21 protein-coding genes and 1 pseudogene are annotated in these 26656 nt (G+C 63.4%); 20 read left to right on the forward strand and 2 right to left on the reverse strand.

What is annotated here, in order from left to right; genetic code table 11:
• Window positions 1-140: 140 nt before the first annotated feature.
• Window positions 141-299, forward strand: a pseudogene (locus tag NKI66_RS03175) (chromate transporter); the annotation flags it as partial.
• A gap of 206 nt (window positions 300-505) precedes the next feature.
• On the opposite strand, the gene NKI66_RS03180 reads toward NKI66_RS03175, so the two are convergent.
• Window positions 506-694, reverse strand: coding sequence for a hypothetical protein (locus tag NKI66_RS03180; RefSeq protein ID WP_352750780.1), 189 nt, complete (start codon window positions 692-694; stop codon window positions 506-508).
• Between the two features lie 1496 nt (window positions 695-2190).
• On the opposite strand from NKI66_RS03180, the gene NKI66_RS03185 reads away from it, so the two are divergent.
• Window positions 2191-2385, forward strand: a complete 195-nt coding sequence (locus NKI66_RS03185; RefSeq protein ID WP_352750782.1) for a hypothetical protein — start codon at window positions 2191-2193, stop codon at window positions 2383-2385.
• Window positions 2386-2524: 139 nt separating this feature from the next.
• Here NKI66_RS03185 and NKI66_RS03190 read toward each other — a convergent pair whose 3' ends face one another.
• The gene (locus NKI66_RS03190; protein ID WP_352750784.1) at window positions 2525-3280 is read right to left on the reverse strand and encodes a hypothetical protein; all 756 of its coding nucleotides are present in this window, start codon (window positions 3278-3280) and stop codon (window positions 2525-2527) included.
• A 156-nt stretch (window positions 3281-3436) separates the two neighbouring features.
• Here NKI66_RS03190 and NKI66_RS03195 point away from each other — a divergent pair, with 156 nt between their 5' ends.
• The 18 genes from NKI66_RS03195 (at window position 3437) to NKI66_RS03280 (ending at window position 26498) form a co-directional block, all read left to right on the forward strand.
• A complete protein-coding gene (locus tag NKI66_RS03195) occupies window positions 3437-3898 on the forward strand; it encodes a hypothetical protein (RefSeq protein WP_352750785.1) in 462 nt (153 codons plus the stop codon).
• Window positions 3899-4234: 336 nt separating this feature from the next.
• Complete coding sequence (gene ligD, locus NKI66_RS03200) at window positions 4235-6262, forward strand: DNA ligase D (protein WP_352750787.1); 2028 nt, start codon at window positions 4235-4237, stop codon at window positions 6260-6262.
• Between the two features lie 190 nt (window positions 6263-6452).
• Window positions 6453-7433, forward strand: coding sequence for an ArdC family protein (locus NKI66_RS03205; protein WP_352750789.1), 981 nt, complete (start codon window positions 6453-6455; stop codon window positions 7431-7433).
• Window positions 7434-7468: 35 nt separating this feature from the next.
• Window positions 7469-8418, forward strand: a protein-coding gene (locus NKI66_RS03210; protein WP_352750790.1) for an IS630 family transposase whose coding sequence is annotated in 2 segments (ribosomal slippage) — window positions 7469-7804 and window positions 7807-8418 — 948 coding nt in all. Because the reading frame shifts where the segments join, the coding sequence is not laid out codon by codon here.
• A 218-nt stretch (window positions 8419-8636) separates the two neighbouring features.
• Window positions 8637-10769 (forward strand): ParB/RepB/Spo0J family partition protein, encoded by a 2133-nt coding sequence (locus tag NKI66_RS03215; protein ID WP_352750791.1) that lies wholly within the window; start codon window positions 8637-8639, stop codon window positions 10767-10769.
• A gap of 91 nt (window positions 10770-10860) precedes the next feature.
• Window positions 10861-11337 carry a UCP036055 family protein gene (locus NKI66_RS03220; protein ID WP_352750793.1) on the forward strand — a complete coding sequence of 159 codons (477 nt, stop codon included), beginning with the start codon at window positions 10861-10863 and terminating at the stop codon, window positions 11335-11337.
• Window positions 11338-11417: 80 nt separating this feature from the next.
• Window positions 11418-11864: a hypothetical protein gene (locus NKI66_RS03225; protein ID WP_352750795.1), complete on the forward strand. Its 447-nt coding sequence runs from the start codon at window positions 11418-11420 to the stop codon at window positions 11862-11864.
• Complete coding sequence (locus NKI66_RS03230) at window positions 11861-12127, forward strand: DUF6117 family protein (protein ID WP_352447728.1); 267 nt, start codon at window positions 11861-11863, stop codon at window positions 12125-12127. The genes NKI66_RS03225 and NKI66_RS03230 overlap by 4 nt, the downstream gene beginning before the upstream one ends.
• A gap of 110 nt (window positions 12128-12237) precedes the next feature.
• Complete coding sequence (locus NKI66_RS03235) at window positions 12238-16548, forward strand: strawberry notch-like NTP hydrolase domain-containing protein (RefSeq protein WP_352750797.1); 4311 nt, start codon at window positions 12238-12240, stop codon at window positions 16546-16548.
• The gene (locus NKI66_RS03240) at window positions 16548-17588 is read left to right on the forward strand and encodes a DUF7146 domain-containing protein (RefSeq protein ID WP_502900922.1); all 1041 of its coding nucleotides are present in this window, start codon (window positions 16548-16550) and stop codon (window positions 17586-17588) included. The genes NKI66_RS03235 and NKI66_RS03240 overlap by 1 nt, the downstream gene beginning before the upstream one ends.
• 342 nt (window positions 17589-17930) lie before the next feature.
• Window positions 17931-18851 carry a DUF2493 domain-containing protein gene (locus tag NKI66_RS03245; protein ID WP_352750803.1) on the forward strand — a complete coding sequence of 307 codons (921 nt, stop codon included), beginning with the start codon at window positions 17931-17933 and terminating at the stop codon, window positions 18849-18851.
• 178 nt (window positions 18852-19029) lie between these two features.
• The gene (locus NKI66_RS03250) at window positions 19030-20163 is read left to right on the forward strand and encodes a transporter substrate-binding domain-containing protein (RefSeq protein ID WP_352750806.1); all 1134 of its coding nucleotides are present in this window, start codon (window positions 19030-19032) and stop codon (window positions 20161-20163) included.
• A gap of 4 nt (window positions 20164-20167) precedes the next feature.
• Window positions 20168-20812 carry an ANTAR domain-containing response regulator gene (locus NKI66_RS03255; protein ID WP_352750809.1) on the forward strand — a complete coding sequence of 215 codons (645 nt, stop codon included), beginning with the start codon at window positions 20168-20170 and terminating at the stop codon, window positions 20810-20812.
• Window positions 20813-21060: 248 nt separating this feature from the next.
• Window positions 21061-21906: a nitrilase family protein gene (locus tag NKI66_RS03260; RefSeq protein ID WP_352750812.1), complete on the forward strand. Its 846-nt coding sequence runs from the start codon at window positions 21061-21063 to the stop codon at window positions 21904-21906.
• A gap of 53 nt (window positions 21907-21959) precedes the next feature.
• Window positions 21960-23111, forward strand: a complete 1152-nt coding sequence (locus NKI66_RS03265) for a substrate-binding protein (RefSeq protein WP_352703771.1) — start codon at window positions 21960-21962, stop codon at window positions 23109-23111.
• A gap of 67 nt (window positions 23112-23178) precedes the next feature.
• A complete protein-coding gene (locus NKI66_RS03270) occupies window positions 23179-24012 on the forward strand; it encodes a branched-chain amino acid ABC transporter permease (protein ID WP_352750816.1) in 834 nt (277 codons plus the stop codon).
• Window positions 23999-25777: a branched-chain amino acid ABC transporter ATP-binding protein/permease gene (locus tag NKI66_RS03275; RefSeq protein WP_352750819.1), complete on the forward strand. Its 1779-nt coding sequence runs from the start codon at window positions 23999-24001 to the stop codon at window positions 25775-25777. Before NKI66_RS03270 ends, NKI66_RS03275 begins: the two co-directional genes overlap by 14 nt.
• On the forward strand, window positions 25770-26498 hold the full coding sequence (locus tag NKI66_RS03280) for an ABC transporter ATP-binding protein (RefSeq protein ID WP_352703777.1): 729 nt from the start codon (window positions 25770-25772) through the stop codon (window positions 26496-26498). The genes NKI66_RS03275 and NKI66_RS03280 overlap by 8 nt, the downstream gene beginning before the upstream one ends.
• The last annotated feature ends 158 nt before the right edge of the window (window positions 26499-26656 follow it).

Below are 26656 nucleotides of genomic sequence, written 5' to 3' on the forward strand. Positions count from 1 at the left end.
CAGTCTTCCGGCATTTGAGCGGGCAACAGTTCGTATTATGCGGGACGGCTAGCCGTAGTGGGTTTCTTCAGCAAGAACCAACAATATCACTATCTGCTAAGGATTTTCGAACACCGAACGGTCTTCCAATTGCACTTCCACGGCAAGCGGCCGTGCCGGCCTTTGGCTGTCTCTCGCCCGGCGAGATGGTCGACGGGCTCGGCTTCGCGGAGACCAACGCCGAGGGCGTTGATCCTGGTGCTGCAGTTCGTCGGCTATATTGCGGCCTTCCGCGCGCACCAGGCGCGCTCAATCCGCTCGACGGCTTACCCGCAGTCGGGGCACGAATAGGTTGGTCAGGCGTACGGCGACTGAGCGACGGCGTTGGAACCCACCGGTTTTGGTGGACCAAGATTAGCTAATAGTCATCCCTTTTCGAACAATTGCCCCGTGCGAATGGATCCGAGGAAAGCTCCTCAGATGCGAAGCGGCACCAGGACAGACCAGAGAATGGCCACGCGTAATTCTATTTGCCGCCGGCCTTGCTAAACACAACCTTGCCGTCCGCTTTGCGAACTTCGACGGCGACGATACCGTCATTATGCTGCCGCTCGTCGAAGCTGGCTAGCGCAAAGTCCCGCGCCTCTTTCTCGGCATCGAAAGGCGTCTGTTCAACGATGCCGTGTTTCCCGTACCAGATCACCGTGTAGGCCACTCCGGCGGCGCTCCTCTAGCTGACGGATGGACGCGGGCCAAAACGGGCAGCAACTCTGCGGGTGCATCGAGCCCGCTTAGGATGGAGTGTAGTGTCGTGGTCACCGCGGCGAGGTGATCCTCTGATTTCCCATTGTCGTTTGCGGCACCGGGTTCGGGCGGCTGTTCCATGGGGCGAACTATGCGCCCTATGGCTGCGACCGTCTACAATCGTACGAACTCGCGTAGTTCAGGAGAATCCGCTGGCCTTCTGCGAACGCTAGGGCGCAGGCTTCCAACTCAAGTGACCGGCTATCTTTGTTGCTGTCTTCGACCACGCGAACAAACCATTCGCCTCAGGCTTCGATCACTTCCATAAGGGTTGGATTCTGGTTGAGCTGAACTGAGCCGTCCATCGCAATTGCCTCACACGCTACATGGGCAATGGGGGATTTGTAAGACCACCAAAAGCAGCTTTTCAAGAGCAAAATTCGCTGCATTCGCGTGCTTGGTTGCGAATGAAAAAGCCCGCTGCCGGGAGGAGGTGGCAGCGGGCTCGATTTCGATCACGGCGCGGGAGGAGGTGCACCGCTTTCGGGTTGTCGGGTCTCATCTGGGAGGAGTTAGACGGCCGACCAGCTCAAACTATCTGGTTCCGCATATGCTGCAACGCACAATCGGACATGGCTCGCATGCAGAAGTGTCTACTCGATGTGTTTTGCACCCGTGCGCCCTGCGACGAAAAGGTGCGGTGGCCGCAGCGACGGCAGACTACAGCCACCTGCCAAACCCAGGCAGCCCGCCGTCGGCCACAACTAGTGCATGCTTGAACCAAGAGGTACAACCCCACATAGAGAAGGCGGAGTCGCTGATAGGTTGCCTGCATGGCCGCGGAATGGGGCGTCTAGCAATCGCATTTGCGCTTTCACATTCCAGATGGGTACGAGGTGCCAGTGGCTTCTACTCAGACTTGAGTAAGGCTCCAGGGGGCGTCCTCTGCGATCGAAATGCACCGCAAGCCCCTGATCGACTGCGCACAACACGATGTACCGTTCGATCTGATCGTCTGATAGCTCGCAATCCGGAGCTTTGTCCCGCACCGACTGAGCTGCTGAATAAGTGGAAATGATGCGTCCGGGAGCGCAGCGGTCGAGATACCCATGCACAGCGTCTATGACGTTGTCCGGAACAGGAAAATTAAAGTGCCGCAAGTTGGTTGTGGTTGAAGCTATGATCCGGTCTAGCATTTCGCCTACAGAAAGCCCCGGCGCACGCTATCAGGTAGGCGGATACATCTGCAAGGACTGATCGAGACCGAATTCTAATATACGTTCTGGCAAGGGATTGGTGGAAGCGTCCCCTCGCCAATAAGAGGTTACGGCACTCGTGACGTGGCTTGGCTACGGAATGACTCGCTAAGCGACGGCTTAGAGCGCATCATTGAGCCGTCGCTGGCCACTGTACGGGCGCTGGCGCTTGAGAGTGTCAGCGTACTCCCCCCTTGCCGGGAGTTATGAGATGAAAGACGCTACCCCCTTCGATCCCGTGTCAGCACTCGATTTCCATGGGCTGCGAAGCGCTTTCAAGGCATCAGTCGCCGAACTGCTGATACCAGAAGCGCGATGGGCTGAACACGCCACGGCGATGGTGCGCGAACTCACGAACGACGCCCACGTTGACACCGGCATGATCCAATGGATCATTCGCAAATGAAGCCGCCACTTCTGGCAGCTGTCACCTAAATTGTAAGCGTGTAGTAGAAGAAGCGGCACACAATGGCTGGATCGTCGCCGGTGTGGCCAGTCGCGGTCGATCACCGATGACGTAGGTGAGCCCCGACTGCGCTTGACCACTATTCGAAATGCATTGACTGGCCCCGCATCATTGCCAGCGTCAGCGCGATTGCAGGATTTGCCGGCGGCTTCTCCATATGCAAGGAGCCGTCGAAATCACGCCATGCCGCCATGCGCAATTCATCACCGTCATCACTGGCCGCCGGGTCGAAAACGTGGGCATCATAGGGATCTCGGTCGATTTCGATTGTCCAGTCCTTGAGCGCCTTGCGAGCCATCTCTTCGACCTGGGCAAGGTCGCTGGTGAAGAAGGGGATACGGTCTCCATCTTCCGAAAGCGGCTCGACCCGATCCAGCGTAGGCCGCTCGGGAACCCAGCCGAGAACGAAGGCAATATCGAAATCGATCTGGCGGTCCGGGCCGGTCGTGATCTCCAGCCGCTTGACGACGTCAGGATAGAGCTGCTTCCGCTCCGGCCAGGTGTCTGGACTCGCCTCGGCTTGCAGCTTCGTGCGGGGGACATTGATCAGTTCCATGACCTGATGGTGCGGAACTTTTTCCGCCGGCCAGCCCGCGCAACATGCCGCCGTCGCAGCCTCATCCGCTTCCAACCAAACCGTGGCGGCTCGGTCCTCGTCCTCGGTCGGCTTGTCGTCTTCTGGAAAGCCTTTGATATCCCAGCCTTCCAACGCAAAAAGGCCTTCCGCGCCTTGCAAAGCCGTGATGTCGGCGCGTGCAAACACTGCTTCGGCTGCCGCGATGCCGCGTGCGAGCTCCTGGGGTGTTGCGTCCTTAATGTCCAAGCGAAGTTCCATGGTTCGCCTCCTATGGCTAATTCTGCAATAGTGAACAAAAAGAGAACACAGAGTCAAGAGCGCCCTTGACGAGAGAGGAATATGTTCCTTATTTCAGCGTGATCTGGAGCAGCAAAGGACCATGGCTCGGCGTCAATCGCGCTGGCCGGCGAAGCTATGGGAAAAACCGCGGAAGACAATTTTCGGATCGAGGTCTGGGATCGCGACGAGCAGACCCTATCCGAAACCATTTCGCGTTCCCCCGATTCAACGGTGAGTCAGGCCGCATGGCAAGCTGCCATCCGGCGCCGGCCGGGCATGTTGCTGATCCACTACAACAGCCGGCATGTGATGGAGAAAATCCTGACACCAGGCGAGGTGAAGATCCCGCCGCAGACCATCATTGATGGCAGCGTTCACGCCGGCCTGGATGTGGCGCTCGGCGATCTTCGCGAGTGGCATGTGTTGCGAGCCTGGTGCAGATCTTGTTCGCACCATGCAACGGTAAAACCTGCCGGCCTCGTCCAGCGCTATGGAAAAGGCGCTCTGTTCAGTTCGATCGAGCGAGCGCTTTTCTGCACGAGTTGTGACAGGGGAGGGCCTGTCAGGCTGGAAATTCACATGCTGCCACGCAATTGAGGAGGGTTGAAGGGATGCAAACCTGATCGATTTCTTGCAGATCAATTCGGCGCTGGTGCTGGCAAATCCAAGCGCTTTTGCGACGATCAGCAGCCGACTGTCGGGAACCGGAAATGCGCCCGATCTCAGCCGGTAGGCTTCGACGCAAACATGCGGACCGCCGCGGACGGGGACAGTCGGTCCCGCGTCCCGTCCTGCGGCCGGCGCTATGCTGACGCTCCTACGGCTGTCCCGTTCACCGCCCGCGGCGGGGGCGAATTTCCTCCGTCCTGCGCGCGACAATCGTCCGCTGTTGCGGACGCGCGCAGGACTGCGGCTTATACGCCGTTCTTTCCTTTGAGCGCCGACGGTCGCCGGCGCGGAGATGCTTGGGCGGAACCGAATCCCAGGCAGGGTATTGAATCGGACTATGTATCCGAGTTCCGCATGTCGGCTGTAGATGGCACCCTTAGCAAAAGGCGCACACGGCGCAGAGACTCAGAATCTATCCCTACATATCCGCTGCCGGAGTTTCGGTCCTTCCAGCTCTGCACGTTGACAGACGAAATACCGGTGGGCGGAGATTGGCTCTTCGAGATGAAGTTCGACGGCTATCGTGCCCAAGTCGCCATCTCCGGCTCGAACGTCGTCGTCTATACCCGCAATGGCCACGACTGGACACGACAGTTCAAGGTCATCTTGCCGCCGCTTCAGAGACTGACCAAAGGCGCGGTGCTGATCGATGGAGAGATCGTCGCCATCGACAGCCAGGGCCGTACGAACTTCTCCATGCTGAAAACCGGCATTGCCGCGGGGATGCCCCTCAAGTTCTACGCCTTCGATCTGCTTGAATTCGATGGCGAAGATCTGTCGGACCAGCCGCTCCTCGAGCGCAAGGCGCGACTTGAGTCCCTGCTGGGCGCTCGTCGCCCCGACGACAGCCTGCAATTCTCCAGCCACATCGTCGACCAGGGCAGAAGGGTGTTCGACGCCATGTGCGAGGGCGGCCACGAAGGCGTCATCGCCAAGTGCGCCGACAGCTCCTACGTCGGCGGCCGCACCTGGAGTTGGCTCAAGATCAAGTGCACGAAGCGACAGGAATTCGTCGTCGGAGGCTACCGCCCAAGTGACACAGGACGTGGCATGGCCTCGTTGATCCTCGGCACTTACGACAATGGCCAGCTCATTTATCGCGGCCGCGTCGGCACGGGGTTCACCGCGGCGATGCGCAAGGACATCCTCGCGAAGCTCGAGACGCTCCGTGTTGAGAAGCCGGCTTTCGTCTCCGTTCCGAGAGACATTGCCCGCCGTGCCCGGTGGCTGAAGCCCAAGCTTGTTGCCGATGTTACCTATGCCGAAGTGACACCGGACGGCAGCTTGCGGCATCCAAGCTTTGAGGGCATGCGCGAAGACAAGCGAGCCGACCAGGTGGTGATGGAAATGCCGAAGACGCCGGCAACTCTTGGCTCCGCCAATCTCGATCCGGCAATCGGCAAAGAGATCGCCGCAGCTGTCGGCGTCAAGCTGACGCATCCAGACAAGGTCATGTATCCCGGGACCAAGGTGACCAAGGCCACGCTCGCCGCGTACTACGCCGTGGTCGCCGAGAAGATGCTGCCGCACATCCAGGATCGGCCGCTTTCGCTGGTGCGCGATACCGATGGCGAGCTGCAGCAGACCTTTTTTCAGAAGCACAGACTGCCGGGCATGCCCAAGGCCATCCATGACGGCCAGTTGGAGAAGATGTCCGGGAAGGAAAGCCGCATCTTGTGGGTCGATGACCTGGCTGGGCTGATCGCAGGCGTCCAGATGAACGTGCTCGAATTCCACATCTGGGGAAGCCTGCGCCAACAGCCGGATCTGCCGCATCGCATGATCTTCGACATCGACCCCGACGAGGGCTTGGGCTTTGCTGCCGTCAAGCAGGCAGCCCTCGACATTCGGGGCATTCTGGAAGCGCTTGGACTGCAGTCGTGGCCGTTGCTGTCCGGCGGCAAGGGCGTTCATGTGGTCGTGCCACTCGTCCCGGAGGCAGACTGGGACGAGGTAAAGGGCTTCTGCCAAGACTTCGCCGAACTACTGGCCCGTACAGATCCGTCGCGCTTCGTCGCCAATATGAGCAAGGCGAAGCGCAAGGGCCGAATGTTTCTCGATTACCTGCGCAACGGCCAGGGCTCTACTGCAATCTGTCCCTGGTCGACTCGGGCACGCGCGGGGGCGTCGTGCGCGGTGCCCGTCAGCTGGGAGGAGTTGCCCAGCTGCGAAAGCGCCAACGGTTTCGATGTTTTCGCCGCCGCCGCGCGGGCTCAGCTGCCCGAGGCCTGGGAGGGCTATTTCGACGTCGAACAAACGCTTACCGACCGCATCCGCCACGCAGTCCGGTAGCGATAACCATACTAAATTGGTTAGCGACATTTGCCGATTTGGCGCGGACCGCCTTTGCCCAAATTCGAGAGCGTCCCTCCTTCTGCGGGAGGCCCGGCAACGCCGTCTAGAGTGAGAGTGCGGACCGGTTTGCCGTGACGGGTTGAGAGTTTGGAGGAGAGGCCTCCGCCGCCCGTCGCGGAGAACCGCGATGTCCAGAAATCACCGCAACGCTCGCGCCGGCGCGGACCGGACGAACCTTTATGACGATATCACCAGCAAGATCATCGCCGAACTGGAAGCAGGCCGCTTCCCCTGGGTTCAGCCCTGGGGCACCGTAGCAGCGAAGGCGCCGCTGGCCGTGCCGAAAAATGCCGCCACGGGCCGAGCCTACACCGGCATCAACGTGCTCCTTCTCTGGGGCGCCGTGGTCGAGCATGGCTTTCCAAGCCAGGGCTGGATCACCTTCCGGCAGGCTCTGTCGCTTGGCGGCAACGTCATGAAAGGCGAGCACGGCACGACCATCGTCTATGCTGATCGTTTTGTCCCCGACGACGAAAAGAAGCGCGCTGTGGAGGCCGGCGAGGAAGCGGCGGCAATCCCGTTCCTCAAGCGCTACACCGTCTTCAATGCCGCCCAGTGCGAGGGTTTGCCGAGGGACGTAGAGGTCCCCGCGCCACCGCCGCCGCCCGGCCAGATCGAGCCCCAGGTGGAGGCCCTCATCAAGGCGACCGGCATCGCCTTCCGCATCGGTGGCGACCGGGCGTTTTATGATCCGGCACAGGACTATGTGCGGCTGCCGCCGCCGGCCGCCTATTTCGAGCCTATCAATTGGCACCGCACGGCGCTGCACGAGATGGGGCACGCCACCGGTCATGCCTCGCGGCTCGGCCGGAATCTCGGCGGTTCGTTCGGCACCAAGAAATATGCGTTCGAGGAACTGGTCGCAGAGATGAACGCGGCCTTCTGCTGCGCCTCGCTTGGCATCGTGCCGACGGTGCGCCATGCCGACTATCTCGGCTCCTGGCTCGAGGTGCTGCGCGAGGACAACCGCGCCATCGTGCGGGCCGCCAGCCAGGCGAGCAAGGCCGCCGACTGGCTGCTTGCCTTGCTACCGCAACCTGACCGTGCAGCTAGAGCGGTTCACGGCTTGATGGAATCGAAGGGGATTCCCGATTTGTCTGTTTTGTGATTCAAGATGCTGGCTGGAGTGGAGGCCAGCATCTGATGACCCGACCTCTTTCCAATGACCTTCGCGAGCGGGTTGTGGCGGCGGTTTTGAGTGGTGAAAGCCGCCGGTCTGCCGCCAAACGGTTCGGCATTTCGGTTTCGGCCGCGGTAAAGCTGTTGCAGCGCCATGAGACGACCGGCTCGGTGGCACCGGGCAAGATGGGTGGACACCGCAAGAGAGTGCTGGAGCCGCACCGTGCCTTCATCGAGGCGCGTATACGTGAGACGCCGCATCTGACGCTGTACGGTCTGAAGGATGAGTTGGCCGGGCGCGGGGTCAAAGTCTCGCACAATGCGGTGTGGCTGTTCCTGCGCCGCGAGGGGCCTGAGCTTCAAAAAAAACGCTGTTCGCCCTTGAGCAGGCGCGCGCTGATATCGCCCGCAGGCGCCAGCGATGGCGATCCTGGCAGACCGGCCTCGATCCGCAGCGCCTGGTCTTCATCGATGAGACCTGGATCAAGACCAACATGGCTCCGCTGCGAGGTTGGGGGCCGAAGGGCAAACGGCTGCGCGGCCTGGCTCCGCACGGCCACTGGCGCACGTTGACCTTCCTTGGCGCGCTGCGCTGGGATCGGCTCGCGGCTCCTTGCGTCTTCGACGGCCCGATCAACGGCCAATGCTTCCGTGCCTATGTCGAGCAGCAGCTCGTCACCGTTCTGAAGCCTGGCGACATCGTCGTCATGGATAATCTGGGAAGTCATAAGTCGGCAGCCATCAGGCAGATGATCAAGGCTGCCGGCGCCAGGCTTTGGTATCTGCCGCCCTACTCTCCAGACCTCAATCCGATCGAGCAGGCCTTCGCCAAGATCAAACACTGGATGCGCCAGGCTCAGAAACGAACCGTCGAGGATACGTGGCGCCACATCGGCCACCTCGTCGAAACAATCGAGGCAGCCGAATGCAAGAACTACTTCGAAAACGCCGGATACGCTTCCGTCAAAACGTGAAAGGCTCTAGGGCAGGCCTGGCCGACGCCGATGAGGCCGAGATCGACAGGAGGGCGGCATGATCTCACCGAAGAACTGCGCGAGCGCCTGCTGGGCCCTGTCCCCCTCCGGATCTTCGGTGTGCGGCGCAGTCTTCAGAGTGAGAGGGCTGCGCCCGTCTTTTTTGACGGGTTTGGAGGTCGAGAGAGTCTCGGCTGCCCGTCGCGGAGATAATCCCAATGGCTACCGTCAAGCAGAAGATCACCCTCAACGCTTCGCGCGACATCCCCTTCAACAAGCTGATGCTGAGCCAGTCCAATGTCCGGCGTATCAAGCGCGGGGAAACGATAGAGGACCTCGCCGCCTCGATCGCACGGCGCGGCCTGCTCCAGAGCCTCAACGTCCGGCCAGTGCTGGATGGCGAGGGTAATGAGACCGGCATGTTTGAGGTGCCGGCTGGCGGGCGCCGCTATCGCGCGCTGGAACTGCTGGTCAAGCAGAAGCGCATGATCAAGACCGAGCCAGTTCCCTGCGTCGTCAGCGACGCCCACAGCGCGGTCCCGATCGAGGAGGATTCGCTGGCCGAGAATTTTCAGCGCGAAGATTTACATCCGCTCGATATGTTTCGCGCCTTCCAAACCCTGCATGACCAGGGCGCCAGCCATGAGGAGATTGCGGCACGCTTCTTCGTCTCCGCAGCGTTCGTGCAGCAGCGCCTGAGGCTGGCCAGGGTTTCGGCCAAGCTACAGGAGGTTTACGAGCAGGATGGCATGAAGCTCGAGCAACTCATGGCCTTTACCGTGACCGACGATCACGCCCGTCAGGAGGAGGTCTGGGAGGCACTCGAAAACTCCTGGTCGAAGGAGCCGCAGCAGATCCGGCGCCTGCTGACGGAGACCACTGTGCGGGCAAGCGATCGCCGGGCGCTGTTCGTCGGTGTCGACGCGTATGTCGCTGCCGGCGGCGTGGTGCTGCGTGACCTGTTCGAGGCCGACAATGGCGGATGGCTGCAGGACCCCGCTCTGCTCGACCGCTTGGTTCGCGACAGGCTGAAGTCGATCGCCGACGAGATCGCGGCGGAGGGCTGGAAGTGGATCGTGGTCGATGCCGATCTGCCTTATGGCCATAATCACGGTCTGCGGGCACTGGCCGGCACCCCCGTCGATCTGACCGACGCGGAGCGGGCGGAACGCGAAGCCCTGCGGGCGGAGTACGATCGGCTGGAAGCCGAGTATGGCGAATCCGACGAACTCCCCGACGATGTCGATCAGCGCCTCGGTCAGATCGAGACTGCGCTTGAGGCCTTCGAGAGCCGGCCGATGAACTACGATCGGGCCGAGATCGCCCGCGCCGGTGCCTTCATCAGCATCGATCGTGATGGCGATCTCGTCGTCGATCGGGGCCATGTGCGCCCCGATGACGAAGCCATGCAGGCGGTCGACCGCGACTCCGCCGAGCCAGGCAACGCAACCGAGAGCGAGGATGGCAGGGACGATCCTTCGGTTCGCCGCGCCACCATCACCATCGGCGCGCAAACGTCCGAGCCCGATGAGGACGAGGGTGACGGCATCAAGCCGCTGCCCGAGCGCCTGATGGTCGAGCTCACCGCGCATCGAACGCTGGCGTTGCGCAATGCCGTGGCCGAGAACCCGCATGTGGCCATCACGGCGCTGCTGCATCGGCTGGTCCTAGACACCTTCGGTCATAGGTCTTCGACCGGCTGCGTCGAGGCGTTCGTCCGGCATATCCACCTGCCAGTTCAGGACGCCGGCCTCAAGGACAGCCCTGCGGCCAAGGCGGTCGACGATCGCCACGAGGCATGGAAGGGCGGCATTCCACTGGGTGATGACGCGACCCTATGGGCTTGGCTCGATGGTCTCGATGAAGCCGGCCGGCAGGCGGTGCTGGCGCATTGCGTCAGCTATGGGATCAACGCGCTGTTCGAGCGGCCTAACCCCTACGGCAGCGGCGTTTCCCAGCACGGGCTGGAGCAGCGCTTGCGCGAAGCCGACCGGCTCTCCCACGCCACCGGGCTCGACATGGTGGGTGCGGGTTGGCGTCCGACGGTCGAGAACTATCTCGGCCGGGTCACCAAGTCCCGCATCCTCGAAGCCATACGTGAGGGCGTCGGCGAGCAGGCTGCTCAACTAATTGACCACCTCAAGAAGGGCGACATGGCCAAGGAGGCCGAACGCCTCCTTGCCGATAGTGGCTGGCTACCCGAACCGCTCCGTCTGATCGATCAGGACGCACCGCCCGCGCAGCCGGGCGAGGGCGAAGAACCTGACCTGCCCGAATTCCTCGCCGGCGATGACGAAGACGACTCCTCTGCAGCCGATGAGGTCATCGCTCACGCGGTCGCTGCCGAATAGCACCCATCGACGGGGCGGCTCCGGTCGCCCCTTTCCCCTTCACCTCACGGCCCGGCTCCCCGCCGGGCCTTTTTCATTTCAGGAGACATCGATGTCCGCCCACATCGTCTATGACAACGCCCCGCTCGGTTCGCTGATCCGCTATTCCGACGGCACGCCCAAACCGCCGGCGCGCTTTACCCGCAAGCTCGCGGACTGGGAGCGTCGCAACGGCCTCGGCCGCCTGGTCCGCAAGGCACCTCCGCGCGACCGTCCGACCTATAGCGCACCGGCCGCGATCACGCTCAACGAAGGGAACTTCTCCTCCGGCGGCATCATCCTCGTGACCGTTATGCGCACCCACTCGGTCGACAGCGACCTCTGCTTCAAGATCGTCGAGCAGCCCAGTATCGGCATGGTTCGGGTCTTGCAGCAGATCGGCGACGATGACGAGTTGCTGTACCTCGCCGAGAGCCGGGAGGCGGCGGCACTCTGGTTGGCCAAGACCGGATATTGCAATGCGCGTCTTGAAGACGTCACCGCCGACGAGGTCGGCGCCGATGTCGTCGAGGGGAGGGCGGCAGCGTGAGCCGCATAGCGTCACACCCGCGCGCATAGAGCAAACCCTCAAAACACCAAGGTCCCGGCTCGGAGGCGAGTGCCGGGCCATTGTTTTTCAGGAGCGGCACGATGCCCGAATTTACCATCGAGACCACCTACCATCTGCCGGTCTTCCGGCAATCAACCTATTCGGCCGACACGCCTGAGGCCGCCTGCCGGCTCGCCATCGAGGACAATGACTGGTCCGGTCAGAAGGAGGACTACGAGTCCTCCGGCGAATCCCATGTCACCGGCATCTGGGAAGGAGCCGAGGCCGCCTATCGCGGACAGGCCATTCCGGTTCCTGCACATTTTGGGGAAGCGGTGCAGCGCAAGGCCGCACAATTCGAACTCATGCTGGGCTTGCTCAAGATCATTGTCGGCGATGCTAAGGCCCGCCGACCGACGCCGCTGGGGTGGCTCGGCAAGGCAGAATGGGCGATCGCGCGCGGCGAAGCGATCCTCGCGGGCGCCCGCGATCCAGTTGAACCCGGAGATGCGAAGGACTTGCCATGAGCATTCCCGACCATGCCCGCAGCAACTTCCAGACGCTGCTTCGTGCCGCCAGCGACGGCAACCTCGCGTTGATGGAATGCGCCGACGCGGCGACCGGGCAGCGGCGTTATGTAATCTGCGCGGTCGGGCGGGAGGGCGCGGACTACGTGTTCACGCCGTTCGGTCATCTTGCCGACGGCAATCCCTATGATGCCTACCTACCGCCCGATCCCGACGACGCCAAAGGTTTCCTACAGAAGTCGGAGCCTGACGGCGGAATATGATCGAGATCGGTTGATACCGGCAAGCGCTCCACCTCATGGCGGGGCGCTTGTTTCATTTTAGCTTCGGCGGGACCTGAGAGGGAGAGGCGGGCCGGGATGGGTTTGAATCCGTGCGGTCCAGAGAGAGCGCCGCGCCGCTCCCGCTCGCCCAAACCCGTGCAGCCGGCGCTATCTTCGCCGCCGCCGGCCTGCTGCTTCCCCGTCTCGAACGCGGCGGGTGCATCGACGCGACAAAGCTGCGCTCGGCGATGGAAGCCGCATTCGGCGCCTCCGACGCCGCCGGCGCCTGGGACTGGAAGCAGGCCTACGATGCCTGCGAGGCCGCAACGGTCCTTTTCCTCCGCAAGTACGGAAAGGCGCTCTTCCGCAAAGCCGAATCTCCGGCTGCACGGCTGTCCGCTTTGTCGAAGATCGCAGGGCTCATGCCGACGCATACGCGCCGGTCCGAAGAAGCACAGACCTTCCAGCAGTTCTCGACGCCGATTCCGCTCGGCCTGGTCGCCGCAACGGCCGCCGCCATCACGCCCGGCGACCGTGTGCTGGAGCCTTCCGCCGGCACCGGGCTGCTCGCCATCCTGGCCGAGATAGCCGGCGCCTCGCTCATCCTCAACGAGCTTGCCGAGACGCGCGCGGCACTTCTCTCGTGTCTCTTTCCGGGCGTCTCCGCCAGCCGCTTCGACGCCGCCCAAATCGACGACCATCTCGATCCCGGCGCCGTGCCGAGCGTGGTGCTGATGAACCCGCCCTTTTCGGTCCTGGCCAAAGTCGAGGGCCGCATGGCCGACGCGGCCTTGCGGCACATCGCCTCGGCGCTGGCGCGCCTTGCGCCCGGTGGGCGGCTGGTGACGATCACTGGGGCGAGCTTCGCGGCCGACAGTCCGGCCTGGACCCCGGCCTTCACTCGCCTGCAGGAACGTGGCCGCGTCGTCTTCTCCGCCGCCATCGACGGCTCGGCCTACGCCAAGCATGGCACGACCTTTCCGACACGCCTCACCGTCATCGACAAGCTGCCGGCGGACGATCCCACCGTCTTCCCGGATGCTCCCGGCATCGCTCCGGATGCGGCAACGCTCCTCACGTGGATTGAGGAGCGCCTTCCCGCGCGGCCGCCGGTCGTGATGGCCGCCGTTTCGAGCGCGGCATCGGCGGTCGCCGCTCCCCGCACCGTGCACGGCTATCTCAAACGCTCGGCGAGAACCACGCCACGCATGTCGATCGCCGAACCGGAAGCCATCGACCTCGCCTATGAGGCTGTCGACTGGCAGGCGGCCGAGGGGGGTCAGATCAGCGACGCCATCTATGAGGCCTACCAGCTTCAGGCGATCCGCATCCCCGGCTCGCGGGCTCACCCCACCCAGCTCGTTCAATCGGCGGCCATGGCCTCGGTGGCGCCACCCAAGCCGAGCTACCGGCCGCGCCTGCCGAAGAACGTCCTTGACCTGCTCTCCGACGCGCAGCTCGAGACCGTCATCTATGCCGGCGAGGCTCATGCCGAGTATCTCGCCGGCGCCTGGACGTTCGACGATACCTTTGACGTGGTTAGCGCCGCGGCCGATGACACCGCGGGTGCCGTGCGCTTCCGGCAAGGCTTCATGATCGGCGACGGTACGGGGGTAGGCAAGGGCCGCGAATCCGCCGCCGTAATCCTAGACAATTGGATGCAGGGCCGTCGTAAGGCGGTCTGGATCTCCAAGTCCGACAAGCTCATCGAGGATGCGCAGCGTGACTGGTCCGCGCTCGGCATGGAGCGCTTGCTGGTCACCCCGCTCTCCCGCTTCCCGCAAGGCAGGCCGGTCACGCTGGCGGAAGGCATCCTATTCACCACCTATGCCACGCTACGCTCAGACGATCGCGGCGAGAAGGTTTCGCGGGTCAAACAAATCGTCGAATGGTTGGGTCCGCATTTCGATGGGGTCATCATTTTCGACGAGGCGCACGCCATGCAAAACGCCGGTGGCGGCAAGGGCGAACGCGGCGACGCCGCTCCCTCCCATCAAGGCCGTGCCGGCCTGAGGCTACAGCACGCCCTGCCGAATGCCCGCATCGTCTATGTGTCGGCGACTGGCGCCACCACCGTGCACAATCTCGCCTATGCCCAGCGGCTCGGCCTCTGGGGCGGCGAGCATTTTCCATTCTCGACCCGCGCCGAGTTCGTCGAGGCGATCGAGGCCGGCGGCGTGGCGGCGATGGAAGTGCTGGCACGCGACCTCAGGGCACTCGGCCTCTATACGGCCCGCTCGCTCTCTTTCAACGGCGTCGAATACGAACTGCTCGAGCATGAGCTGACGCCCGAACAGGTCCGCATCTATGACGCGTACGCTGGGGCCTTCGGCGTCATCCACAACAATCTCGATGCGGCGATGCAGGCGGCCAACATCACTGGCAGCACCGGCACGCTCAATGCCCAGGCCAAGTCGGCCGCGCGCAGCGCTTTTGAAAGCGCCAAGCAGCGCTTCTTCGGTCATTTGTTGACCAGCATGAAGACGCCGACCCTGATCCGCTCCATCACCCGCGATCTGGAGGAGGGCCATGCGGCCGTTGTCCAGATCGTCTCGACGGGCGAGGCGCTCATGGAACGGCGGCTGGCCGAGCTGCCGACTGAGGAATGGAACGACGTCCGAGTCGACATCACGCCGCGCGAATACGTCCTCGACTATCTCGCCCATTCCTTCCCGGTGCAGCTCTATGAGCCCTTCACCGACTCCGAAGGCAATCTGTCGTCGCGCCCGGTCTACTGCGATGGCCAGCCCGTCGAGAGCCGCGAGGCGGTCGCCCGGCGCGACGAGCTGATCGCCAAACTCGCCAGCTTGACGCCTGTCCCCGGCGCGCTCGACCAGATCGTCCAGTATTTCGGCACGGACATCGTGGCCGAAGTCACAGGCCGCTCGCGGCGCATTGTCCGCAAGGGCGAGCGCCTGATCGTAGAGAACCGCGCCGGCTCGGCCAACCTAGCCGAGGCACAGGCCCTCATGGACGATCACAAGCGCGTTCTGGTCTTCTCCGATGCCGGTGGCACCGGCAGGTCGTACCATGCCGACCTCTCGGCCCGGAACAGGCGCCTGCGCGTGCACTACCTGCTCGAAGCCGGCTGGAAGGCCGACACCGCCATTCAGGGCCTGGGCCGCTCGCACCGCACCAATCAGGCGCAGCCGCCGCTATTCCGGCCGATCTCAACCAATGTGAAGGCGGAAAAGCGCTTCCTCTCGACGATCGCGCGGAGGCTCGATACGCTCGGCGCAATCACGCGCGGCCAGCGCCAGGCGGGCGGCCAGGGCCTGTTCCGACCAGAGGACAATCTGGAAAGCCACTATGCCCGCGATGCGCTACGGCAACTCTATCTGCTGATCGTACGCGGCAAGGTCGAGGGCTGCTCGCTCGAGCGTTTCGAAGCGGCGACGGGTCTCAAGCTGATGGATGCCAATGGCATCAAGGACGAGTTGCCGCCGATCACCACCTTCCTCAATCGCCTGCTCGCACTGACCATCGAGTTGCAGGGCGTGCTGTTCGGTGCCTTCGAGCAACTGCTGGCGGCGCGCATCGAGGGCGCGATCGCGTCAGGCACCTACGATGCCGGGCTGGAGACCCTGCAGGCCGAAAACTTCGTCGTCACCGATCGGCAGGTGATCTACACCCATCCGCGCACCGGCGCCGAAACGCGCCTTCTCACGATCACCGAACGCAAGCGCAATCGGCCAGTCACAATCGATGCGGCGCTCCATCACCTTCGCGATCCGCGTGCCTTACTGCTCATCAACGAGCAATCGGGCCGCGCCGCCGTGCAGATCCCGACCCCCAGCGTCATGCTCGACGATGGCGAGGTTGAGCGACGTGTCCGCCTGATCCGGCCGATGGAAGGCCAGAACATGCCGCTTAAGGCCATGGCCGAAACACGCTGGGTAGAGGCCGACCGCGAGGCGTTCATAACTGCCTGGACGGCCGAAATCGCCGGGGTGCCGGAGTTTTCGGACTCGGTCTTGCACATGGTCACCGGCCTGCTGCTGCCGATCTGGAAGCGCCTGCCCAGCGAGTCGACCCGCGTTTATCGACTTCAGACCGACGAGGGCGAGCGCCTCATCGGCCGCCGCGTCTCGCCGGCATGGGCCGCCAACGCCTCTGCGACGAACGTGGTTGCGCTATCGCCGGAGCAGGCGTTTGCGGCTCTGATGGACGGCTCGACCATCCTCGATCTTGCCGAGGATCTCCAGCTTCGCCGCAGCCGCGTCATGGGCGCATGGCGCATCGAATTGTCCGGCTTCACCGACATGATGCGCGAACGCCTCACCGGCTACGGTCTCTTCCACGAGATCATTTCGTGGAAGCTCAGGATGTTCGTGCCGATCGACGCCAACGGGCTCGCCGTGCTGGAGCGCGTGCTCGACCGCTTCCCAATCGAGCGGGTCAGTGAGCGGGAGGCTGCATGATTCCGCGTCATGCTGCATCCGACCTCGCACACCGCCTCGGCGAATATGCCGAGGCGGTGTGCCGCCACTACCTCTCCAATGGCCGTCGCCAGGGCAACTATTGGACCGTCGGCGACGTCCGCAATGCGCCGGGCCGCTCGATGTTCGTGCGTCTGCAGCCATCCCCGAAGGGACCGCCAGGCAAATGGACCGACGCCGCTACCGGCGAGCATGGCGACCTGCTCGATGTCATCCGTGAATCCTTGGCTCTCGTCGACTTCAAGGACGTGGTCGGCGAGGCGCGGGCCTTCCTCGCCATACCGCCTTCTGAGCCACTACGGCCTAAAGAGGCGACGACGCGCCTGCCAACTCCGATCGGATCTCCGGAAGCAGCTCGCCGACTGCTCGCCATGTCGAAGCCCATTATCGGAACCCTCGTAGAAACGTATTTGCTGGGACGTGGCATTACGACTTTGCACGGAACCGCAGCCTTGCAGTTCCATCCACACTGCTACTACCGGCCAGACGATCGTGGACCGACCGAGACCATGCCGGCGATGATCGCCGCTGTCACCGACCTCGATGGACATCTGACCGGCGCGCACCGCACCTGGCTCGCACCGGACGGCACGGGCAAGGCACTCGTCGACACACCGCGTCGGGCAATGGGCGACCTTCTCGGTCATGCCGTCCGCTTCGGCGTACCCGGCAGCGTTATGGCGGCAGGCGAAGGCATCGAGACGACGCTATCTCTCAGATGCGCCTTGCCCGACATGGCGATGGCGGCAGCACTCTCGGCAGCCCATCTTGCTGCCATCCTGTTCCCTCCGAACCTGCAGCGGCTCTATGTCATCCGCGACAACGATCCGGCCGGTGACGGTGCCCGAGACAACCTGCTCGAGCGCGCGACGGACGCCGGAATCGAGGCAATCGTGCTGTCGCCGGAGACGGAGGACTTCAACGAAGACCTCCGCCATTTCGGACTTGCCGACTTCCGGGCCTCGATTGCGGACCAGCTCATGCGCAAAGATCGTATCCGCTATCTGACACAGGCGGCATGAGCCGTGAGGGGAAGCGCGCGGCGCACGGTGCCGGTGCGGCGCATGGATGCGTAGCCCGCCGGCAGAGAACCGCGACCCGGCCTTCGAGAGGGCGATCGGGCCCACGAACTGGCCGGCCAGGCAATGGCGGCGGCCGACTATTTTCCGGCGGCGCACGACTACTCGCGAATGGCAGCGATTGGGCGCGACGCCTTTCCATCGCGATGCAAAATAGCCGGCCGCCGCCATCCTCCGCTGCGCTCCGGCCCTCCGCTTCGCTTCGGGTGTCGGGCCAACCCGCCCGTGGGCTCTCGTCGCCATGAAGGCCGCGAGGGTCGCGGTCAAACCGACGGGAGCATCCCCATGAGCGAGCACGACGACATTGAACCGCACCACGCCGCTTCTCCGACCGATCACATCCTCACCGAGCTCCAGCTCTATGGCTGGCGCCCATTTGCGGACGAGCCCGATCCGCGACCGCTCCCCGGTGGCGACCACGTGGCCGGAGCCGTGGCCGACATCTTTGACGCCCTCATCGGCACCCTGGCCGACACGCGCCTCGAACCCGACCTTGATGACCTGCTCTGGTCCGTCACCAATGTCTTCCACCGAGCTGCACAACGGATCGAGCGGCAACTGGACGACAATGAGCAGGCCCAGCGCCGCCTGCAGCGCGAACAGGACGGCAGCGAGATCAAGGCGGTTGAACTCGAGACACTCACCGCCCAGGGCCAGACCATGATCGAACGGCGCGATGCCTTCGAGCTGATGCGTGACCAGGCCGCCGACCACTACGATCAGTACACCGGCTCGGCCTGGCGACCGCGCACGGGATCGATGATCAACCACCACCATCTCACCGCCGCAATGATCGATAGCCGCGACTTCCTCGCGGCCAGGCGGCGCGCGGAAACCGAGGTCATGTTACCCGCCGGCCCCAAGATCGCCTTCTCCGGCGGCGATACCGCCGATCACGAGTTGATCTGGGCAAAGCTCGACCAAATCCGCGCCAAGCACCCCGACATGGTGCTGATGCACGGCGGATCACCGAAAGGCGCCGAAAAGATCGCCGCCCGCTGGGCCGATCATCGCAGGGTGCCGCAGGTCGCCTTCAAGCCCGACTGGAGCAAACATGCTAAGGCCGCTCCCTTTAAGCGCAACGACCAGATGCTGGCGGTCATGCCGATCGGTGTCATCATCTTTCCGGGCACCGGCATTCAGGAGAACCTCGCGGACAAGGCCCGCAAGCTCGGCATCCCGGTCTATCGGCTCGGCAACTCGTGAGTGCCGCCTTTTTGACCCACGCAAACGCCAAGCAGGTTTGGCCCGCCCTATTTGCAATGTCTTCTTTCTCGCTCAAGAGGAAATACATCTTTCACGACGCAAACGGCAAGTTTACGCGATTGCCATGGCGCCCCGCGTGCAATAGGCCTTTGCCGGAAAAGCGCAGGGGAGGATTGCCGTGACAGGAACAGCCCAGACATGGCGCGTCGGCATCCTTTTTTCGCGCAGCGGCATCACTTCGGTCACCGAAAGCGAGCATTTCTACGGGACTGCGCTTGCCATCGAGGAGATCAATGCCGGCGGTGGCGTGCTGGGGCGGCAGATCGAGCCCATAGCCTACGACCCGGGTAGCGACCCCGAGGCGTTTCGGTCGCTGGCCCGCAAGCTTTTGACCGAGGACGACGTCAACGTCATTTTTGGCTGTTCGATGTCGGGCAGCCGCAAGGCGGTGCTGCCGATCGTCGAGCGCTACAACGGCTTGCTCTGGTATCCCTCGATCTACGAGGGTTTCGAATATTCCGAAAACGTCCTCTACACCGGCGCCACGCTCAACCAGAACACCTTCGCGCTGGCCGACTTCATCCTGCAACGCTACGGGCCGCGCGTGTTCATGGCCGGGTCCGACTACATTTACCCGCATGAATCCAACCGGGTGATGCGCGACCTGCTGGAATGCAAGGGCGGCACCATTGTCGAGGAACAATATGTGCCGCTCGATGCCGACGAAGGCCGGATCCACCGGCTGATGGCCGACATCGAGAAGGCCGCGCCGGACGCCGTCTTCTCGACGGTGATCGGGCGCAGTGCGCAAATCCTCTACAGGCTCTATGCCGAGGCCGGTATCGACCGGACAAAGCGGCCGATCGCCAGCCTGACCTTGGCCGAAGGGGAGATCCGGGTGATCGGCGCCGAGCACTGCACCGGTCATGTGCTGGCGGCGCCTTATCTGGCGAGTGTCGACAGCGACGAGAACCAGCGCTTTGTCGGTGACCTGGCCCGCCGCTTTGGCGACCGCACAACCGCGACCATGTGGTCGCAAACCGCGTATACGCAAGTGCATCTGTTTGCCCGCGCGCTGGCGAAGGCCGGAACCCTCGACACCTTCCGCCTCAGCCAGGCAGCACTTGAAGTCGACTATGCGTCGCCGGAGGGACGGATGATGTTCGACCAGGAAAACCGCCACGTCTGGTCGACGCCGCGTATCGGCATCGCCAACGCTGCCGGCCAGTTCGACATCGCCTGGCAGTCGCAGGTCGCGATCCGGCCTGACCCCTATCTCGCCTCGACCCATTTCGAAGAGCCGTGGCTGTAAAACCATGACGGCAACGCTCAAACGCATCCTCAACGATCTCAGGCAAGCGAAGATCCTCGTCATCCATCCCAAGGACGAGGACGGCGCGGCACTTGTCGATCACTTGCGGCGCCTCGGCTGCGAGGTCCGGGCGGCATGGCCGCCGCCGGCGTCGATCCCGGGCGATATCGACACGGTGTTCGTGCAGGTGGGCGAAGCGCCGACCGATGCGATGGTGTCACTGATCGAAGGCGTCAGTGCAGCCGTCGTCGCCATCGTCACCTACGAAAGCCCGACTTCGATCAAGGCGATCATCGACCTCAACGCCCATGGCGTCATCACCAAGCCGCTCCGGCAGCTGGGCGTACTGACGCAATTTGCGCTGGCCCGCTATCGCTACGGCTATGAAGGGCGGCTGGCCAACAAGGTGCGCAAGCTGGAGGATACACTGAAAGGTCGACGGACGATCGAGAAGGCGGTCAAGGTGCTGGTCGAGATGAACGGCGTCGACGAGGAGACTGCCTACAAATTGATCCGCGACCAGGCGACATCGAAGCGCATCGCGCTGGTTTCCGTGGCCGATGGCATCCTCGCCGCGCAGGAAGCGATGCGGGCTTTCGGCTTCGGGATTTCCGCACAGGGCAATCAGAAGCAGCCGAACGATCGATAGGATGCCGGCGGCAAGTCGCAGCAGAAACTTTTCATAACCAGCTGATTTAACTTATATAAATTGAACTCTTCACCGTCGTTTGGTGCCGGAATCTTAGGCTCTTGACGCAGTCTCGCGTCCGTGCAACTTCTTAAAGCACGAGCAGGTTTGCTCTTCGGCAGGAATGCCGTTTCACATTGATGGCTATGTAGCCCTTGGCTCGCGGATGACTTCCGCGCCCAGGGGTTTTTTGCGTTTGGAGACAGGCTTTGGCACTATTGGCGACAGCATCCACGGACCTCCGTCTGGCCTGCATCCAGTTCCAACCGGCGATCGGCCGGCTGGACAGGAATCTCAGATCGATGGAGCGGCTGATCCGCCAGGCTGCCGGTCTCGGCGCCTCGGTGGTGGTGCTGCCGGAACTCGCCGACAGCGGCTATGTCTTCGACAGCCGGGAAGAGCTCGCCGAACTCGCAGCGCCCATTCCGGAGGGACGCAGTGCAGCGCTGCTGTGCTCGCTGGCCAGCGAACTCGGCCTCCACATCGTCAGCGGTCTTGCCGAGCGCGATGGCGACCGGTTCTTCAACGCCGCCATGCTGTGCGGGCCATCGGGTCCTATCGGCACCTATCGCAAGCTGCATCTGTGGAACCGCGAAAAACTCTACTTCCAGCCGGGCAATCTCGGCCTGCCGGTGTTCGAGACCGCGATCGGCAGGATCGGCGTGGCGATCTGCTATGACGGCTGGTTCCCGGAAACCTACCGGCAGCTGGCGCTGAAGGGTGCTGAGCTGGTCTGCGTGCCGACCAACTGGGTGCCGATGCCCGCTCAGGGCGATCACCCGGAGCCGATGGCCAACATCCTGCACAAGGCGGCCGCCCACAGCAACGGCATCTACATCGCCTGCGCCGACCGTGTCGGCATCGAGCGCGGCCAGCCCTTTGTCGGCAGAAGCCTGATCGTCGGCCCGACCGGCTGGCCGATCGCCGGGCCGGCCAGCGAAGCCGACGAGGAAATCCTAATCGCCACGATCAACCTCGGCGAGGTCGCCAGGGCCCGCGCGCTGAGCGAGCGCAACGACGCTATCGGCGACCGCCGCGCAGACGTCTACGGATAACCAAGAAGAAGCCGGCACTACCCGGTACGATCAACCAGAGAAAGGGGAATACCATGAAGAACAGAGCAGTGATCCTTGCCTTCGCCGGCGCCGCCCTGACCAGCGCCGCCTTCGCCGCGGACGGCCCGATCAAGATCGGCATCCCGGTCGGTCTCTCCGGCGCCAACAGCGTCGTCGCACCGTCGGTCGTCCAATCGGCCGAACTCGCGGTCGCCGAGATCAATGCCGCCGGCGGCGTGCTCGGACGCCAGCTTGCGCTGGAGATCGCCGACGATGCCTCGGGTGCGGCCGGCGCGCAAAAAGCCTTCGATTCGCTGGTCTTCCAGAAGGAGGTCAACGCCGTCATCACCATGGAGACCAGTGCTGCCCGCAATGCCGGCCTGCCGATCATCTCCAAGGGCGACATCCCCTACATCTACACCTCGTTCTACGAGGGCAAATCCTGCAACGCCAACCTGTTCGTCAATGCCTGGGTGCCGGAGCAGCAGGTGCCGCCGATCGTCGACAATTTCATCAAGACGCAAGGCGCCAAGAAGTTCTTCCTGATCGGCTCGGATTATTCATTCGGCCGCGGCATGCTGGAATTCGCCAAGGCCTATATCGAGAAGTCGGGCGCCAGCGTCGTCGGCGAGGAGTATCTGCCGATGGAAGGGAGTGACTGGACGGCGATCATCTCCAATCTGAAGAGCTCGGGCGCCGATGCGGTGATCACCTCGACGGCGGGCGGCGCGCCGAACGTCACCTTGACCAAGCAGCTGCGCGGCGCCGGTGTTACCATCCCCTATGGCAACCTCGCGGTCGACGAGGGGACCGCAAAGAGCATGGGCGCGGACGCGGCTGGCATCTTCATTTCAGCTTCCTACGTCACCAGCATCGACAGCGACGCCAACAAGAGCTTCCTTACAGCGATCGAGAAGAAGTTCGGTGCGGATCTGCGCACCCCCAACGACCTCTCGGTGCCTGAATATGAAGGCATCTACCTCTACAAGGCCGCGGTCGAGAAAGCCGGGTCGACCGACACTGCAGCTGTGCTTGCGGCACTCGCCGAGGTATCCTTCACCGGCCCGCGTGGCACGGTCTCGATGAACAAGCAGCACCACGCTCCGCTGACCATGTATCTCGGCCAGGTAAAGGCGGACGGTTCGGTTTCCGTCGTCGACACCTTCAAGGATGTCGACCCCGGCGAGCAGTGCCCGAAGCTGTAGTCGCGTCTGTATCAGCAATGGGGCGGCGGTTCCGCGCCGCCCCGTTCCACACGAACGGGAACTTGCCATGACGCTTCTGCTGGACATGGTGACGACGGCGGCGATCCTGTTCATCGTCGCTGCCGGCCTGCTGGCGATCTTCGGCGTGCTGAAGATCATCAATTTCGCCCACGGCGCATGGCTGACCATCGGCGCCTATTGCGCGGTGGCGACGGCCGGCCTCGGGCTCAATCCCTGGGCAGCGCTGCCGATCGCCTTTGCCGTCGGCGCAATCCTTGGCGGCATCACCGAACTGGTGATCGTGCGGCCACTCTATCGCCGGCCGCTCGACGCCATTCTGGCGACCTGGGGTCTCGGCATCGTCATCGGCCAGTTGATCACGCTGTGGTTCGGGCGCGACGTGCAATTCACCCCCAATCTCCTCTCGGGAACGGTCGATGTCTTTGGCGTCGGCTATTCGCTCTACCGGCTGTTCGCGGTCGCTGCCGCGCTGGTCATCGGGCTTGCCTTCACCTTCCTGCTCGAAGGCACGCGGCTCGGCCTGTCGGCGCAAGCGGTGATTATGAACGAGATGCTGGCCCGTGCGCTCGGCATCGACACGGCGCGCGTGCGTCTGGCCACCTTCATGGTCGGCACCGGACTGGCGGCACTCGCCGGCGTGCTTCTGACGCCGCTGACCAGCGTCGATCCGAATATGGGCGTCGCCTGGCTGATCGGCTCGTTCATGCTGGTCATGGTCGCCGGCTCGTCCTTCTCGACGCTGGCCATCGCCTGCCTCGTCTTCGGTGGCGCCCAGGTTCTGGTCAGCACCTTCGTCAGCCCCATTCTTGGCGGCATCACGGTGGCGGTCCTGTGCGCCCTGGTGCTGCGCATCAGCCCGAAGGGATTTGCCCGTGCCTGAAAGCCGTTCCATCCCGCCGCGGGCCTGGCTGTTTGCAGCCCTTGCGCTTGCAACGGCGGTCGTCGTCATCATCGGCCCTGCGCTGTTCGACCGCTTCACGCTCAACGTGCTGACCCGCTCGATGATCTACGCCATGCTGGCGGTGACCGTCGACATTCTGTGGGGCTACACCGGCATCCTGACTTTTGGCCAGGCGGCGTTCTTCGGCACCGGCGCCTATGCCAGCGCCATGGTGCTCAGCCATCTCGGCTCGACGCCCGCCTTTCTGGCACTGGCGCTGGCCCTGGCGATCCTCGTGCCGGTGCTGCTCGGCGCCTTCGTCGGCTGGCTGTCGTTCGGCCATGGCTCGACACCGCTCTATGCGACCGTGATCTCGCTGGTTGTGCCGATCGTGGTGACGCAGCTGGTGTTTTCCGGCGGCGTGTGGACAGGATCGAGCAGCGGGCTGGTCGGCTATTCCGGCCTGCCGCTCGGCCTGCCGGGCTATTTCCGGCTGACCGGCATCTGCCTGATTGTCACCACTGTCGTCGCCCTGGTCTTCACCCGCTCCGATGCCGGCAAGCTGCTCGTCGCCATTCGCGACAATGAAGCGCGCTGCGCCTATCTCGGCCTCGATCCGCAACGGCTGAAGATCGTGCTGACAACGATCCTCGCCGGCGTCGCCGGCATTGCCGGCTTCCTCTACGCCAATGCGTCGGGCGTGGTGGCGCCGGAAAACACCGGCTTCGTCTTCGGCACCGAGATCGTCATCTGGACGGCCCTTGGCGGCCGCGGCACCATCATCGGACCGGTGATGGGTGCGATCGGCATCGACTACCTCAGCGCCCAGCTGTCGGGCGATTTGCCCTTCCTGTGGAACCTGGTCGTCGGAACCCTGTTTGTGGTCATGATTATCCTGTTGCCGAACGGGCTGGCGCAATTGTTCGCAATGTTGCTACCGCGCCGCAATGCGGCTCAAACCAACACCGCCGGGAGCCCGGCCATCGCCGTCGCGCAGGCTGGCAACGGCAGCGCTGGCGACAACCGCGTGCTCTCCGTCAGCGGCCTCGGCAAATCCTTCGGTAGCCTGCAGGTGCTGCAAGGCATCGACCTCGACGTGCGCCCTGGCGAACTGGTCAGCCTCGTCGGCCCGAATGGCGCCGGCAAGACGACGCTGATGCGGTGTCTCAGTGACGGCACCGAAGCCACCACCGGAAGCGTCAGCATCGCCGGCCAGGACATCATCGGCATGACGCCGGACGAAATCGTGGCGCTTGGCGTCGGGCGAAAATTCCAGGTGGCGAGCGTCTTCGACAGCCTGACCGTCGCCGACTGCCTGCGCATGGCACGCGCCTCGCACCAGGCGCCAAGCCCGCTGCGCCGCTCCGCCACGCTTGGATTGCCCGCAACTGCCGCCGACATCTTGCGCTCCACCGGTCTCGACCAGATGCTCGGCCGGCCGGTGTCGCTGCTGTCGCATGGGCAGAAGCAGAGCCTCGAGCTTGCCATGGTCGTCGCGCTCGAGCCAAAACTCATCCTGCTCGACGAACCGACGGCAGGGCTGACCAAGGTAGAGCGCACCACCATCGGCGCCACGCTGCAGAAGCTGACCGGCGAGCTCGGCTTCGCCGCCATCCTGGTCGAGCACGATCTCGATTTCGTCCGCGACATCTCGACCAGGATCGTCGTTCTCCACCAGGGCAGGCTTGTGCTCGACGGCAGCGTCGCCGAGGTCGTCAATTCCGAGGTGGTCAGGACGATCTACTCGGGAGCCGCTCATGCTTGAGACCAGAGAGGCCAAAACCACCGTGCCGAAACTCTCACTGTCGAACGTTTCGAGTGGCTATGGGCCGGTTGCCATCATCGAGGCGCTGTCGCTCGCCATCGCGCCCGGGCAGATTTTTGCGCTGATGGGCAAGAACGGCATGGGCAAGACCACGGTGCTCAAAACCATTCTCGGTTTCGTCGCGCTGCGTTCGGGCGATATCCGCCTTGACGGTATGTCGATGTCAGGCGTTTCCCAGGCTTCGCTGATTGCATCGGGCGTCGGCTATGCGCCGCAGGAACAGGCCCTGTTCCAGGATCTCAGCGTCCGCGACAATCTGCGGCTCGCTCTGCGTTCGGATCGCGGTTTTGCGCAAGCCGTCGAGCGGGTCTACGGGCATTTTCCGTTCCTCAGGGAGCGGCTGTCGCAACGCGCCGGAACGCTGTCCGGCGGCGAGCAGAAGATGCTGATCCTCGGCCGCGCGCTGATGCTGCAGCCAAAGCTGCTTTTGATCGACGAGATTTCCGAGGGCCTGCAGCCCTCCGTCGTCGAACGCATCGCCACAGCTCTTAGGGAAGAACGCCGGGCCAACGGCACGACGATCCTGATCGTCGAACAGAACCTGCCCTTCGCGCTTGGCATAGCTGACAGCTGGGCGGTGCTGAAGCTCGGCCGCATCGACGATGCGGGCGAGGTTGGGGAGGGAACTGCGGACAAGGTTCTTCAGCACCTGAAGATCTAAGAGGCACGTATCCGGCATAATGGCGCCAACCACATCGCGCGGCAGCTCGTTCAGAATCTCCTGGAGCTAGTGGGTCGCGCCAACGGCACCACTCCTGACTTGAAGATGCCCGCACCCCGCGATCCATTGCGCTGATCCTTGGTCCAGCCGACGGCCTG

Origin of the sequence: Mesorhizobium sp. M0518 (assembly GCF_040321125.1) — a bacterium.
Taxonomy (GTDB): domain Bacteria; phylum Pseudomonadota; class Alphaproteobacteria; order Rhizobiales; family Rhizobiaceae; genus Mesorhizobium.

Coding starts and splice junctions, on each gene's coding strand:
- NKI66_RS03195 (WP_352750785.1), top strand. CDS start 3,437: ATGGGAAAAACCGCGGAAGACAATTTTCGGATCGAGGTCTGGGATCGC.
- NKI66_RS03270 (WP_352750816.1), top strand. CDS start 23,179: ATGACGCTTCTGCTGGACATGGTGACGACGGCGGCGATCCTGTTCATC.
- NKI66_RS03190 (WP_352750784.1), bottom strand. CDS start 3,280: ATGGAACTTCGCTTGGACATTAAGGACGCAACACCCCAGGAGCTCGCA.
- NKI66_RS03205 (WP_352750789.1), top strand. CDS start 6,453: ATGTCCAGAAATCACCGCAACGCTCGCGCCGGCGCGGACCGGACGAAC.
- NKI66_RS03215 (WP_352750791.1), top strand. CDS start 8,637: ATGGCTACCGTCAAGCAGAAGATCACCCTCAACGCTTCGCGCGACATC.
- NKI66_RS03280 (WP_352703777.1), top strand. CDS start 25,770: ATGCTTGAGACCAGAGAGGCCAAAACCACCGTGCCGAAACTCTCACTG.
- NKI66_RS03245 (WP_352750803.1), top strand. CDS start 17,931: ATGAGCGAGCACGACGACATTGAACCGCACCACGCCGCTTCTCCGACC.
- NKI66_RS03220 (WP_352750793.1), top strand. CDS start 10,861: ATGTCCGCCCACATCGTCTATGACAACGCCCCGCTCGGTTCGCTGATC.
- NKI66_RS03265 (WP_352703771.1), top strand. CDS start 21,960: ATGAAGAACAGAGCAGTGATCCTTGCCTTCGCCGGCGCCGCCCTGACC.
- NKI66_RS03185 (WP_352750782.1), top strand. CDS start 2,191: ATGAAAGACGCTACCCCCTTCGATCCCGTGTCAGCACTCGATTTCCAT.
- NKI66_RS03230 (WP_352447728.1), top strand. CDS start 11,861: ATGAGCATTCCCGACCATGCCCGCAGCAACTTCCAGACGCTGCTTCGT.
- NKI66_RS03255 (WP_352750809.1), top strand. CDS start 20,168: ATGACGGCAACGCTCAAACGCATCCTCAACGATCTCAGGCAAGCGAAG.